The sequence below is a fragment of the Kosakonia sp. MUSA4 genome (assembly GCF_013085925.1).
GTDB classification, from domain to species: Bacteria; Pseudomonadota; Gammaproteobacteria; order Enterobacterales; family Enterobacteriaceae; genus Kosakonia; species Kosakonia sacchari_B.
In genome coordinates this window covers 1,075,823-1,089,135 of the sequence record NZ_CP025697.1, presented here as the reverse complement: position 1 = coordinate 1,089,135, position 13,313 = coordinate 1,075,823, and the positions used below count along the sequence as shown (strand labels likewise).

Here is a 13,313-nt window from a genome sequence, read left to right as displayed (position 1 = left end):
ACTCCGCTGTAGGTGACTTTAGATCTCAGGCAGCAAGAGTTGCCCGCTGCGTGTAAGCGCGTATTTTGACAAGAAACCGGCGCAATTGTTAGTCCACAACGTGCAGAAACTCGTACAAAGTAAGAATTCGCAAATAAAAAAAGGCACATCTCGCGATGCGCCTTGTATTTTCTTACTCTCCCCACGCGGGGAAAGTAATCAGTTTACTGCGTCTTTCAGCGCTTTACCTGCGCGGAACCCTGGCACTTTAGCTGCAGCGATAGTGATTTCTTTGCCGGTCTGCGGGTTACGGCCAGTGCGTGCAGCACGTTCTTTAACCGCGAAAGTCCCGAAACCTACCAGTGCTACATCGTCCCCGGATTTCAAAGATTCAGTAACAGAAGCAATTAAAGCATCTAACGCACGTCCTGCAGCAGCTTTGGAAATATCAGCACCTGCGGCAATCTTGTCAATCAGCTGAGATTTGTTCACTCTTCTCTTCCTCTCTTTATAATTTATATCGCACCTGAATCCTTCACAGCGCGACCGCGCAGCAGTTATATCAGGCCTGTCATGCCCTTACAACACCAGTTGATGATGACACACCCAACCAGCAATCTAAATTAGCTATACAAAAAAAGGCTGGCAAGTCCGAAATCACTCACCAGCCTTGTTTTTATCAACGCACTTTGCGCGAGGTCACTATTTTGCCGTCACGACTTGCATACCAAAGGGTTCGTTCTGCAATGCAAGGCTGAGAACTTCTTCGATACGCTTAACCGGATGGATATCCAAATCGGCCACAACGTTGTCCGGAATCTCTTCCAGGTCACGTTTGTTTTCGTAAGGAATCAGAACAGTCTTAATGCCCCCACGGTGCGCAGCCAACAGTTTTTCCTTCAGACCACCAATCGGCAGCACCTGGCCACGCAGAGTAATTTCACCCGTCATTGCCACGTCTGCGCGAACCGGGTTACCGGTCAGGCAGGAAACCAGCGCGGTACACATAGCAATACCTGCGCTCGGGCCATCTTTCGGCGTCGCGCCTTCCGGTACGTGAACGTGGATATCGCGTTTTTCGTAGAAATCGCCGTTGATGCCGAGTTTCTCCGCACGAGCGCGAACAACGGTCAGCGCCGCCTGGATAGACTCCTGCATCACTTCGCCGAGCGAACCGGTATACGTCAGCTTACCTTTGCCCGGAACGCAGGCGGTTTCAATGGTCAGCAGATCGCCGCCCACTTCCGTCCACGCCAGCCCCGTCACCTGACCGACACGGTTTTCATCATCCGCACGACCATAATCAAAGCGCTGCACGCCCAGGTAGTCATGCAGGTTATCGCCGTTGATCTCAATGTGCTTAAGCGACGGATCCAGCAGCAGCTGTTTCACCGCCTTGCGGCACAGTTTGGAGATTTCGCGCTCCAGACCACGCACGCCAGCTTCACGGGTGTAGTAACGGATGATGCCGACGATTGCGCTGTCATCAACAGTCAACTCGCTCTCTTTCAACGCGTTACGCTCAATCTGTTTGGTCAACAGATGACGTTTTGCAATGTTCAGTTTTTCGTCTTCGGTGTAACCGGAAAGACGAATCACTTCCATACGGTCCAGCAGCGGCGCCGGAATATTCATGGAGTTCGAGGTCGCGACAAACATGACATCGCTGAGATCGTAATCCACTTCCAGGTAGTGATCGCTGAAGGCGACGTTCTGTTCCGGATCCAGCACTTCCAGCAGCGCCGAAGCCGGATCGCCGCGCATATCGGACGACATTTTGTCGATCTCATCGAGCAGGAACAGCGGGTTTTTCACGCCCACTTTCGCCATCTTCTGGATCAGTTTGCCCGGCATAGAACCGATGTAGGTACGGCGGTGACCGCGGATTTCCGCTTCGTCACGCACGCCGCCCAGCGCCATGCGGATGTATTTACGCCCGGTGGCTTTGGCAATGGATTGACCCAGAGAGGTTTTCCCCACCCCCGGAGGCCCAACCAGACACAGAATCGGCCCTTTAAGCTTGTTCATACGGCTCTGCACCGCAAGATACTCAAGGATACGATCCTTCACGCGCTCAAGGCCGTAATGGTCGGTATCGAGGATCTCCTGCGCCTGTCGAAGGTCTTTTTTGACCTTGCTGCGCGCGTTCCACGGCACCTGCACCATCCATTCGATATAGCCGCGCACGACGGTCGCTTCCGCTGACATCGGCGACATCATTTTCAGCTTCTGTAGCTCGGATTCGGCTTTCTCTTTCGCCTCTTTCGGCATTTTTGCCGCATCGATTTTGCGTTTCAGCGCTTCGTTTTCATCCGGCGCATCATCCATTTCACCCAGCTCTTTCTGAATGGCTTTCATTTGCTCATTCAGGTAGTACTCGCGCTGGGATTTTTCCATCTGCTTTTTAACGCGGTTGCGAATGCGTTTCTCAACCTGGAGCAGATCGATTTCGGATTCCATCATCGCCATCAGATATTCCAGACGTTCATTAACGTCGGACATCTCCAGAACAGACTGTTTATCAGCCAGTTTCAGCGGCATATGGGCAGCGATGGTATCAGCCAGACGTGCGGGATCGTCAATGCTGTTCAGCGAAGTCAGCACTTCCGGCGGGATTTTTTTATTCAGTTTGATATAGCCTTCAAACTGGCTGATCGCCGTACGTACCAGCACTTCCTGCTCGCGCTCGTCGATAGCTGGCGAGTCGAGATATTCCGCTTTGGCAGAGAAGTGCTCGCCATCATCGGCAAGCGTAGTAATGCGCGCGCGCTGCAACCCCTCGACCAGCACTTTTACAGTGCCATCAGGCAGCTTCAGCATCTGCAGAATAGACGCCACGGTCCCGACGGTGAAAAGATCGTTTACACCCGGCTCATCCGTTGACGCTTCTTTCTGCGCAACCAGCATGATTTTTTTATCATGGTCCATGGCCGCTTCCAGACAACGGATCGATTTTTCCCGTCCAACAAATAAGGGAATGACCATGTGCGGATAAACCACCACATCGCGCAATGGCAATACGGGGATTTCAATGCGTTCAGAACGCTCAGGATTCATAGAGCTCTCTCTTAGTTTAAAGTCCGCCAGGTAATCAGGTGACGTGACTGTGCAACACGCACCATTAACATGTAAAGCAGTATATGGGGATGTTTCCCACACATTCAACGGCGGGAATACGGAAAAATAAAAGGGGAGATAAAATCCCCCCTTTTTGGTTAACTGATTGTAAGAATTGGTGAATTATTCGCCAGATGCCTGCTGTGCTTCCGGTTTGCCGTAAATCAGCAGCGGTTTGCTTTGGCCAGCGATAACCGACTCATCGATGACCACTTTCTCAACGTCTTCCATCGACGGCAGATCGTACATGGTATCAAGCAGAGCAGCTTCTACGATTGAACGCAGGCCACGCGCACCGGTTTTGCGCACCATTGCTTTCTTGGCGATCGCATCCAGCGCTTCGTCGCGGAACTCAAGATCCACACCTTCCAGATTGAACAGCGCCTGATACTGTTTGGTCAGCGCATTTTTCGGCTCTTTCAGGATTTGAATCAGCGCCTCTTCGCTCAGTTCGCTCAGCGTCGCCACCACCGGCAGACGGCCGATGAACTCAGGAATCAGACCAAATTTGATCAAATCCTCCGGCTCAACCTGCGCCAGCAGTTCGCCTTCGTTGGCTTTTTCAGATTTGCCTTTCACCGTCGCACCGAAGCCAATGCCCGACCCGGTTTCAACACGGTGGGAAATCACTTTGTCGAGGCCAGCAAATGCACCGCCGCAAATGAACAGGATTTTCGAGGTATCAACCTGCAAAAACTCCTGCTGCGGGTGCTTACGGCCACCCTGCGGCGGAACCGCAGCCACGGTGCCTTCAATCAGTTTCAGCAACGCCTGCTGCACGCCTTCACCGGAAACATCACGCGTAATTGACGGGTTATCGGATTTCCGGGAGATCTTGTCGATCTCATCGATGTAAACAATCCCGCGCTGCGCTTTCTGCACGTCGTAATCGCATTTTTGCAGCAGTTTCTGAATGATGTTTTCGACGTCTTCCCCCACGTAACCCGCTTCGGTCAGCGTAGTGGCATCCGCCATGGTGAACGGCACATCCAGCAAACGCGCCAGCGTTTCAGCCAGCAGCGTCTTACCGGAACCGGTCGGCCCAATCAGCAAAATGTTACTTTTGCCCAGTTCAACGCCGTTGCTGGTATCGCCATTGCGTAGGCGTTTGTAGTGGTTATAGACCGCCACTGCCAGCACTTTTTTCGCCTGTTCCTGGCCAATGACATAGTCATCCAGATGGTGGCGGATTTCATGCGGGGTCGGCAGTGCGCTGCGCTCGCGGTGCGGCGCAACTTCTTTAATCTCTTCGCGAATAATGTCGTTACACAGATCCACACATTCGTCGCAGATATACACGGACGGCCCGGCGATCAGCTTACGCACTTCATGCTGGCTTTTGCCGCAAAAAGAGCAATACAACAGTTTGCCCGAACCATCTTTGCGTTTATCTGTCATGAGTCAAAACCTCTTAATCTGTTCTTTGTGCCGCACATGACGACGCAAATGCCATTCCAGGCGCAAAACGTTACTCAAACATGATGCCGCTTGCATCACATAGTATAGCGGCACATGCAATCTGAGCATTAGTTACGATGGGTTAAAATTGAGTCAACCAGGCCGTAATCCACGGCTTCTTGCGCAGCAAGAAAGCGGTCACGCTCGGTATCACGTTCAATTTGCTCTAAAGATTGCCCCGTGTGATGCGCCATAAGTTCATTCATACGGCCTTTCACTTTCAGGATCTCACGAGCGTGAATTTCGATATCCGTCGCCTGCCCCTGATAGCCGCCCAGCGGCTGGTGAATCATCACACGTGAATTTGGCAGGCAGAAACGCTTGCCTTTTGCGCCCGCCGTCAACAGAAACGCGCCCATCGACGCGGCCTGGCCCATACAAATGGTGCTGACGTCCGGCTTAATAAATTGCATGGTGTCGTAAATCGACATCCCGGCAGTAATTACGCCGCCCGGAGAGTTAATATACAGGTAAATATCTTTTTCCGGATTTTCCGCTTCCAGAAAGAGCATTTGAGCCACAATCAGGTTTGCCATATGGTCTTCGACCTGGCCGGTGAGAAAAATCACGCGTTCCTTGAGAAGACGGGAGTAGATATCGAAAGAGCGCTCACCGCGTGAGGTCTGTTCAATAACCATTGGCACCAGAGCCATATGGGGTGCAAAGTTATCTCGTTCGCCGCTGTATGACATTTCCGTCTCCTGGATAAAAAAATAAACTAACCTGCTTTACTGATTGTACTTGAGTGAGCGGGATCTGACTATGACCCCTCACGGACGGATTATCAGCCAGAGCCTTTACTGCCAGTACCCTCTTTAGTGGGGATGACCAAGCCTGTTTTCAAGCATAACAATCTTTTGCTGTTACGCTAATACTGAAACGCTCTTTTAGCACACATCTGTAAATGTCAATACGATAAAAAAAGCCCGCCACCAGCAGGTGACGGGCTTATTACATTTCGCTAACGCTGAAGCCGATTAAGCCTGTTGGTTCATCAGTTCGTTAAAGGAAGTGGCTTTCTCAGACACTTTCGCTTTTTCCAGAACCGCTTCAACCGCTTGTTCTTCCAGCGCTACGTTACGCATGTTGTCCATCAGCTCTTTGTTTTTGCTGTAGAACTCGATCACTTCTTTCGGATCTTCGTAAGCAGACGCCATCTCTTCGATCAGGCCTTTTACGCGCTCTTCGTCAGCTTTCAGCTCGTGGGTGCGAATCACTTCGCCCAGCAGCAGACCAACGACAACGCGGCGTTTTGCCTGCTCTTCGAACAGCTCACGCGGCAGCTCCAGAGCCTGTTTCTCGTTACCGCCAAAACGCTGTGCAGCCTGACGACGCAGAACGTCGATTTCGCTGTCGATCAGTGCAGCAGGAACGTCGATCTCGTTCGCTTTCACCAGGCCTTCAATCGCCTGAGATTTAACACGGTTACGCACAGCGCCTTTCAGCTCACGTTCCATGTTTTTACGCACTTCAGCGCGCAGACCAGCAACAGAACCATCTTCAACGCCGAAACGTTTGATGAATTCTTCAGTCAGTTCCGGCAGCTCACGCTCTTCAACTTTCTTCAGGTTGATGACGAACTTCGCCGCTTTACCTTTCAGGTTTTCTGCGTGGTATTCTTCCGGGAAGGTCACGTCGATGGTGAACTCTTCACCCGCTTTGTGGCCTTTGATACCGTCTTCGAAGCCCGGGATCATACGACCCTGGCCCATCGCCAGTACGAAATCAGTCGCTTTGCCGCCTTCGAACTCTTCGCCGTCAACAGAACCGGTGAAATCGACAGTGACGCGATCTTCCGCATCCACAGCGCCGTCTTTGTCTTTCCAGGTCGCCTGCTGCTTACGCAGGGTGTCCAGCATGGTATCGACATCAGCGTCGGTCACTTCAACAACCGGTTTTTCAACTTCGATGGTGTCCAGCGCTTTCAGCTCAACTTCCGGGTACACTTCGAACTCTACCGCGTAGGTGAAGTCTTCGCCCAATTTGTATTCGCCCGGAACATAGTTCGGCGCGCCAGCCGGATTGATTTTTTCCTGAATGATCGCGTCGATAAAGTTGCGGCTCATCAGGTCGCCCAGCACGTCCTGGCGAACAGAAGCGCCATAACGCTGAGCAACGACGGTCATCGGTACTTTACCCTTACGGAAGCCGTCAATACGCACTTTCTTCGCTACGTTGACCAGCTCGCTCTTCACAGCGGTCTCGATGCTGTCAGCAGCGATTGTAATCGTTACACGGCGCCCAAGGCCCTGAGTGGTTTCAACTGAAACTTGCATCTTGTTACCTCAAAAAATCACAGTGCTCGGTCAACTCTACTCTGCGAAGCAAACCTTTTCGCTTTGCAGAACCGGGACGTTCTCTCCAATCAGAAAACACATTCCCTGTCGTCAGAAGCATCCCGAAGACATTCCGAAAAATAAGACGCAGCATTATAGCGGCATCACAGATATGAGTCGAGAAGGGGAATGGCGCAATGATGCGCCATTTTTCACACTTCTGAAGCAATTTCGCTCAAAAAATTGCGTTTCTCGCTCAAAATTCAGGCAAAACAAAACGGCCCGCAGGCCGTTTTTACATAATCTGCATGCAACATACTGGAAAAGTTCAGACGGTTGCAACCTGGTTTTCTAAGCGATGCTTCCGGCGCCCCGGCATGCAGGCGAGGTCAGGAGGGTGTCCTGCAAGCCTTCCCACTCTTTGAGTGTGTAAGTATGCAGCGCAAGTGCATGAATTGTCGTTGCCAGTTCGTCAGTCAACGTACCGTAGATCATGCGATGGCGATTAAGAAAACGTTCTCCGGTAAAGCGGTCGCTTACCAGCACCACTTTGAAATGGCTTTCGGAACCCGCCGGAACGTTGTGACGGTAACTTTCATCTACGACTTCAAGTAATACAGGCTCGAACGCCGCTTTCAATTTTGCTTCTATCTGTTCACGCATCATCATGATGTTACGCCTCCGACAACGCTGAGATGCCAGCCATCTCTTTAAATGTTAGCCGCTTTTACCGTTTTCATAACAATAAAACAACAAAAAATTAGCGTTCGTCTGATTTGCCCGCTCAACGCGATGAAGTCTACTAAAAGACGGCGGATTTTTGCCATCCCGCTTCAACAACCTGTTTTTTGATGCCGAAAAAGCACAAGGCGATGAATTTACATACGTTGAGGACTTCCCCTTAACGGCGGCAATGTTATGATGGCGAGAATTTTTCCCCAAACGCTTACGATCCCTTGAGAGCCTGAACATGTTTAAAAAACTACTCTTCCCGTTGGTCGCTTTATTTATGCTGGCTGGGTGCGCTACCCCGCCGACAACCCTTGAAGTTTCACCGAAAATCACCCTGCCGCAGCAGGATCCGAGCCTGATGGGCGTGACCGTTAGCATTACCGGTGCCGATCAACGCCAGGACCAGGCGCTGGCGAAAGTAACGCGTGACAACCAGTTGGTCACCTTAACCGCCTCCCGCGATCTGCGTTTCCTGTTACAGGAAGTGCTGGAGAAACAGATGACGGCGCGCGGCTATATGATCGGGCCGAACGGTGCGGTAAACCTGCAAATCATTGTTAACCAACTGTATGCCGACGTTTCTCAGGGCAACGTGCGTTACAATATTGCCACCAAAGCGGATATCGCCATCATTGCCACCGCAGCCAATGGCAACAAGATGACGAAAAACTACCGCGCCAGCTATAACGTCGAAGGCGCTTTCCAGGCGACTAACGACAAAATCACTACCGCGGTTAACAGCGTGCTGACCGACACTATCGCGGATATGTCTCAGGACACCAGCGTCCACGATTTCATCAAGCAAAACGCCCGCTAATTGCTGCACTGGCCCGGTTTTACGGGCCAGTTTTTAACTCATGTCGAGCCACTACTTACGCATCTTCACGCAGCCCAAATCAGCGATTCTGCTTATCCTGGGTTTTGCCTCCGGTTTACCCCTTGCCCTGACCAGCGGTACGCTTCAGGCATGGATGACCGTCGAAAACGTCGATCTTAAAACCATCGGTTTCTTCTCGCTGGTCGGCCAGGCCTACGTCTTTAAATTCCTCTGGTCGCCGCTCATGGATCGCTACACGCCGCCGCTATTGGGAAGGCGTCGCGGCTGGCTACTGCTGACGCAACTGTTGCTGCTGGCCTCCATCGCCGGTATGGGCTTCCTTGATCCGGCCAACCATCTGCGCTGGATGGCGGCACTGGCTGTGCTGATTGCCTTCTGTTCCGCCTCACAGGACATTGTGTTCGATGCCTGGAAGACGGATGTCCTGCCTTTTGAAGAGCGCGGCGCTGGCGCAGCCATTAGCGTACTCGGCTATCGCCTTGGCATGCTGGTTTCCGGTGGGCTGGCGCTGTGGCTCGCCGACCGCTGGCTCGGCTGGCAAGGAATGTACTGGCTGATGGCCGCGCTGCTGATCCCTTGTATTATTGCCACCCTGCTGGCGCCGGAGCCAACGGACACCATCCCGGTGCCGAAAACGCTGGAGCAGGCGGTTGTCGAGCCGCTGCGTGATTTCTTCGGTCGCAATAATGCCTGGCTGATTTTACTGCTGATCGTGCTGTATAAACTCGGCGATGCTTTCGCCATGAGCCTGACGACCACCTTTTTGATTCGCGGCATCGGGTTTGACGCGGGCGAAGTCGGCGTGGTCAACAAAACGCTGGGGCTGGCGGCAACAATCATCGGCGCGCTGTTTGGCGGCGTATTAATGCAGCGCCTCTCCCTGTTCCGCGCGTTAATGATCTTCGGATTTCTACAGGCAGTTTCCAATGCCGGTTACTGGCTGCTGTCCACCACGCAGAAAGATATCGTCAACATGGGTGCCGCCGTGTTCTTCGAGAATCTGTGCGGCGGCATGGGAACGGCGGCGTTTGTCGCGTTATTAATGACGCTTTGCAATAAATCCTTCTCCGCAACCCAGTTCGCGCTGCTTTCGGCGCTGTCCGCTGTTGGACGCGTGTACGTCGGTCCGCTGGCGGGCTGGTTTGTAGAAACCTACAGTTGGTCAACGTTTTATCTCTTCTCCATTATTGCCGCTGCGCCGGGCCTGCTACTGCTGGCGATGTGTAAGCGGACGCTGGAATTTACCCAGCAGACCGGGCATTTTATGCCGCGCAGCGAATATCCCGCGGCCTACCGTCTGGCCTTGCGCATACTGAGTGTCGGCTGCCTGCTACTTAGCGGCTGGCTGTTGGTGCTTATTGTGACAGCCAGCGGAATAGCGGACTGGCCCATTGGCGCCTGGCTTCTCGAAGGCGGCGTGCTGCTGGCGATTGTCGGCATTCTGTTCGGCGGGCTGCTGGATCTGCTGGCGCTGCGCAAAACGCAGTTGATGTGAACGCAGCGCTTACCCGATAAACGGTAAGCGCTGGCACTATTATTAATAGAAGAAAAATAACCCGCGAAGAATGTGGGTGAAGAGCGCCGGTAAAATAATCACGCCGACGGCGGTGATTATTGGCGAAAACTGCTGCAGAAACGCAATGGGTAACATAAACATAAACGCAACCCCTTTGAAGGGTATCGCGTACCACTGATGTCGGTTACGGCTCATCACCCACCAGACGGGATAAGCCAGTACTGCGGTCAGCATCATGACGCGAGAAACACCTTTGTAGACTGGCGGGTAGCTGAAGACCACTTCATATAAATGAAACAACGGGATCGCCAGCATAATCCATCCCAGCAGCCACAAGAGCGGCAGCACTGCCCTGGCGATACGTTTTCCCTGTGCATAATACGCCAGTAAAAGCGGCATGACCCACAGATAGACGATAAGGCTCCCCACTATCGCCGCAGCCTGCCCTGCCATTGCGGGTGCGGCCCGCGCCTGTAACCAGGCGGCCACGCCCCAGAACCAGAGCGCTGCAACCTCTCTCCAGCTCAACAAAAAGTGCGGCGAGGAGATATATTCCAGCAGTTCGGGATTCAGGCGCTCCAGCAGTTGCGGATAGTGATATTTAATTGTCGCAACATGATTGACCAGTTGTTGCATGAAACCGGGGATCAGTTTCGCCCACCACGGCACCCTTTTCACCTCGCCAGACAGCAGCCGCCAGACCAGTTTCGCTTGCCTGTCATTTGTGCTTTGCCGCGCCAGATACGCCCAGTGCTCCCCGGCTTCACTCAACGCAACCTGCTGTTCAATGGCCTCAACTACCCAGTGCGGGATATGCCTGACGCGATAACCGTCCAGTTCCCAGCCCATAATAGTGGAGACTTCACTGACCAGGCTGCGCGTAATGCCTTTGCGTTCACTTAACGCCTGCGCCAGCGCAAGGCTGAAAATAGCGCGCGCGTCCAGGGCGTCCGGCAGTTCATGATCCAGATACTCACGCAACGCTTTCAGCGCAGGCATTTCATCGGTTAACAGCCGGACGGAAAAACGCGCTGCGTCATCTTCCAGCGTCTCGCGTTGCCATTCGGGTTGCAGGGCGATGTCGTGATGCCCTTCCAGCGTACGCAGATAATCCTGCGCGCAGGAAAGCGTCACCCCGCTATGGTCAGATTCGTCCGCTGCGGGTTCAACCTCTTCTGCGTCCAGCCACATCGCCGCATTGCTGGCGTATTGCTTTGCGAGATCGAACGCCTCCCGCAGTTGCTGGTAACCCTGAGGATCTTTATCAGGACGATGCAGTTTAAGCTGGCGGGCGTAAGCCCGGCGAATGGCGGATTCATCCGTAGTGGCATCGATGCCAAGGGTTTCCCAGATAGTCATCGCCATTACATCCCGTCATCCAGCATCTCTAATGCCCGGCGCAGTTCATCACGCGCCGCAGCGATAACGCGCACATCCTGACGATTAAGCGCCGTTTCAAACTGCGTGGCGTAGTGGTCGATCAGTTGCCGACGCTGCCCCAAAAGCTGTTCGTAACGGCGTGACGCCTCCGCCAGCAATTGCCGGTTTTCCGGCACATCGCGAGGATGCATTTTCAGGCCATCAAGCTGACGTAAACGCTCGGCGATCTCTTCTTCACTTAACACGCCAGGGGCTTTTTCGATGATCAGCGTTGAAGCGGTGCTTTCGCTCTGCACTTTACATTCCACTTCCAGAATACCGTCCAGCGTATAGGTGAAGCGCACATCGATTTTCACCTCGCCTGCGCGGCGGGCCGGAACCGGAATGGTCATACGATCGAGCAGCAAATTGTCGCTGACGCGGCGGGCTTCGCCCTGATAGACCGCGATCACAATATGATCCTGGTTGTCACTCATCGTCTCTACCGTTTCGACAACGCTGACCGGAACAAACGCATTGCGCTCAATCAGCGGCATGAAATAGCCGTCGTCTGTTTTGCCGCCTTCGAGCCGCCGGGCCACTGCCACGCCCAGCGAATACGGCATAACATCGGTCAATACGATGTCGTCCAGCGCGCGGTCTTCGGCGATAAGCCCGGCCTGTACGCCTGCGCCAAGCGCCACAACTTTATCCGGATTAAGTTCATTACGCGGAAAGCGGCCAAACATTCGTGTTGCCAGTTGGCGCACCAGCGCCATCCGGGTCGCGCCGCCCACCAGGATGACGTGATCAAGATCGCGGGGATCAAACTGCGCATCCTGTAAAACCTGCACCACTGTTTTTTTCAGCCGTGAAAGTAACCCGGCAGCCTGCCCGGCAAAGGTTTCGCCATCCAGTTGCCAGCGGTACGTTTCACCGGCAAAAGCGAGCTGCGCGGTGGCGCTCTCCTGTGCGCTGAGCGTCTGTTTAAGCTCTTCCGCCAGCGAGGTTAATTGCGCCGAGCAGGTTAATGGCGCGTCCTTTAATGCCGGGGAAGCGTTTAACATCCACTGGCGAATAAGATCGGTAAAGTCGTCGCCGCCCAGCCAGGCATCACCGCTGCTGGCACGCACTTCGATCACGCCCTCGAAGATGTCCACGATAGAGACATCAAAAGTGCCGCCGCCGAGGTCGAAAATCAGGAATTTTTGCTCGCTGTTATCGGCCAGCCCGTAAGCCAGCGCCGCAGCCGTCGGCTCATTGAGCAGACGCATTACCTCAAGCCCGGCAAGGCGCCCGGCGGCTTTTACTGCCTTGCGTTGCGCATCATTAAAATAGGCGGGAACCGTGATCACCGCACGGGTGACCGGGCAGCCCAGCGCCACTTCGGCATCGGTTTTGAGTTTACGTAAGATAAGAGCGGATAACTCTTCGGCGCGAAATTGTCGCGAACCGAGCGTCCAGGTTTTATCCGTACCCATATAGCGCTTAAAGCTGGCGACCGTCATCTGCGGATGGCTGACCAGACGCGCTTTGGCGGCGGCGCCGACCAGCAGGTGCCCCTCATCATCGATACCGATAACAGAAGGGGTTAAGCGCTCCCCTTGCGCGCCCGGGATCAGCTGCGTGTTGCCCTCAGCGAACCAGGCGACAGCGCTATTGGAGGTTCCTAAGTCGATGCCAATAATCGGCGAGGTATTTCCAGCCATCTGAATATCATCCCTTCATAATTAACAATTCCCCGGATTTTTTTGTTTTTAAAATCAATCGCAAGGATAAAAACTCAACTAAATAATTCATGATGGTTATTATTTCGTACAATTAATAACCATTATTTTACTCGCGGCCTAATTGGTTATTTATCGTTATATGTATACATTTTCTTTAATTATTTTGTGCGCTATAAATTAAGGACTATTCTTTAACGATTCAGCACTGTTATTAATTATTGGGTTTCACATTAGTTCCAATAATGTGCGGTAATTGCTGAATATATGTTAATTATTTGTTTAATTAATTGATTGGTTATACCAATTTA

At 52.9% G+C, this 13,313-nt stretch carries 10 protein-coding genes; 2 read left to right on the top strand and 8 right to left on the bottom strand.

Annotated features, from left to right (window positions below):
• Positions 1-198: 198 nt before the first annotated feature.
• The 6 genes from hupB to bolA all read right to left on the bottom strand — a co-directional run bounded on the left by hupB (position 199) and on the right by bolA (position 7,499).
• Positions 199-471, bottom strand: coding sequence for a nucleoid-associated protein HU-beta (hupB, locus tag C0557_RS05110; RefSeq protein ID WP_007373541.1), 273 nt, complete (start codon positions 469-471; stop codon positions 199-201).
• A 210-nt stretch (positions 472-681) separates the two neighbouring features.
• Positions 682-3,036: an endopeptidase La gene (lon, locus tag C0557_RS05105; RefSeq protein WP_043954616.1), complete on the bottom strand. Its 2,355-nt coding sequence runs from the start codon at positions 3,034-3,036 to the stop codon at positions 682-684.
• A 183-nt stretch (positions 3,037-3,219) separates the two neighbouring features.
• Positions 3,220-4,494 carry an ATP-dependent protease ATP-binding subunit ClpX gene (gene clpX / locus C0557_RS05100; RefSeq protein WP_043954617.1) on the bottom strand — a complete coding sequence of 425 codons (1,275 nt, stop codon included), beginning with the start codon at positions 4,492-4,494 and terminating at the stop codon, positions 3,220-3,222.
• A 128-nt stretch (positions 4,495-4,622) separates the two neighbouring features.
• Positions 4,623-5,246 carry an ATP-dependent Clp endopeptidase proteolytic subunit ClpP gene (clpP, locus tag C0557_RS05095; protein WP_007373538.1) on the bottom strand — a complete coding sequence of 208 codons (624 nt, stop codon included), beginning with the start codon at positions 5,244-5,246 and terminating at the stop codon, positions 4,623-4,625.
• A gap of 285 nt (positions 5,247-5,531) precedes the next feature.
• Positions 5,532-6,830, bottom strand: a complete 1,299-nt coding sequence (gene tig / locus C0557_RS05090; protein WP_208657721.1) for a trigger factor — start codon at positions 6,828-6,830, stop codon at positions 5,532-5,534.
• A 351-nt stretch (positions 6,831-7,181) separates the two neighbouring features.
• The gene (bolA, locus tag C0557_RS05085) at positions 7,182-7,499 is read right to left on the bottom strand and encodes a transcriptional regulator BolA (protein ID WP_043954618.1); all 318 of its coding nucleotides are present in this window, start codon (positions 7,497-7,499) and stop codon (positions 7,182-7,184) included.
• A 301-nt stretch (positions 7,500-7,800) separates the two neighbouring features.
• Here bolA and C0557_RS05080 point away from each other — a divergent pair, with 301 nt between their 5' ends.
• Complete coding sequence (locus tag C0557_RS05080) at positions 7,801-8,379, top strand: lipoprotein (protein WP_083416294.1); 579 nt, start codon at positions 7,801-7,803, stop codon at positions 8,377-8,379.
• A 40-nt stretch (positions 8,380-8,419) separates the two neighbouring features.
• Complete coding sequence (gene ampG / locus C0557_RS05075) at positions 8,420-9,895, top strand: muropeptide MFS transporter AmpG (protein ID WP_208657720.1); 1,476 nt, start codon at positions 8,420-8,422, stop codon at positions 9,893-9,895.
• A gap of 42 nt (positions 9,896-9,937) precedes the next feature.
• On the opposite strand, the gene C0557_RS05070 is transcribed toward ampG, so the two are convergent.
• Positions 9,938-11,281, bottom strand: coding sequence for a J domain-containing protein (locus C0557_RS05070; RefSeq protein ID WP_208657719.1), 1,344 nt, complete (start codon positions 11,279-11,281; stop codon positions 9,938-9,940).
• On the bottom strand, positions 11,281-12,984 hold the full coding sequence (locus C0557_RS05065) for a molecular chaperone HscC (RefSeq protein ID WP_208657718.1): 1,704 nt from the start codon (positions 12,982-12,984) through the stop codon (positions 11,281-11,283). The genes C0557_RS05070 and C0557_RS05065 overlap by 1 nt, the downstream gene beginning before the upstream one ends.
• Positions 12,985-13,313: the final 329 nt, after the last annotated feature.

Excerpts from the sequence above, each read along its gene's own strand:
- lon (WP_043954616.1), bottom strand. The coding sequence starts at position 3,036 with ATGAATCCTGAGCGTTCTGAACGCATTGAAATCCCCGTATTGCCATTG.
- clpX (WP_043954617.1), bottom strand. The coding sequence starts at position 4,494 with ATGACAGATAAACGCAAAGATGGTTCGGGCAAACTGTTGTATTGCTCT.
- clpP (WP_007373538.1), bottom strand. The coding sequence starts at position 5,246 with ATGTCATACAGCGGCGAACGAGATAACTTTGCACCCCATATGGCTCTG.
- tig (WP_208657721.1), bottom strand. The coding sequence starts at position 6,830 with ATGCAAGTTTCAGTTGAAACCACTCAGGGCCTTGGGCGCCGTGTAACG.
- bolA (WP_043954618.1), bottom strand. The coding sequence starts at position 7,499 with ATGATGATGCGTGAACAGATAGAAGCAAAATTGAAAGCGGCGTTCGAG.
- C0557_RS05080 (WP_083416294.1), top strand. The coding sequence starts at position 7,801 with ATGTTTAAAAAACTACTCTTCCCGTTGGTCGCTTTATTTATGCTGGCT.
- ampG (WP_208657720.1), top strand. The coding sequence starts at position 8,420 with ATGTCGAGCCACTACTTACGCATCTTCACGCAGCCCAAATCAGCGATT.
- C0557_RS05070 (WP_208657719.1), bottom strand. The coding sequence starts at position 11,281 with ATGGCGATGACTATCTGGGAAACCCTTGGCATCGATGCCACTACGGAT.
- C0557_RS05065 (WP_208657718.1), bottom strand. The coding sequence starts at position 12,984 with ATGGCTGGAAATACCTCGCCGATTATTGGCATCGACTTAGGAACCTCC.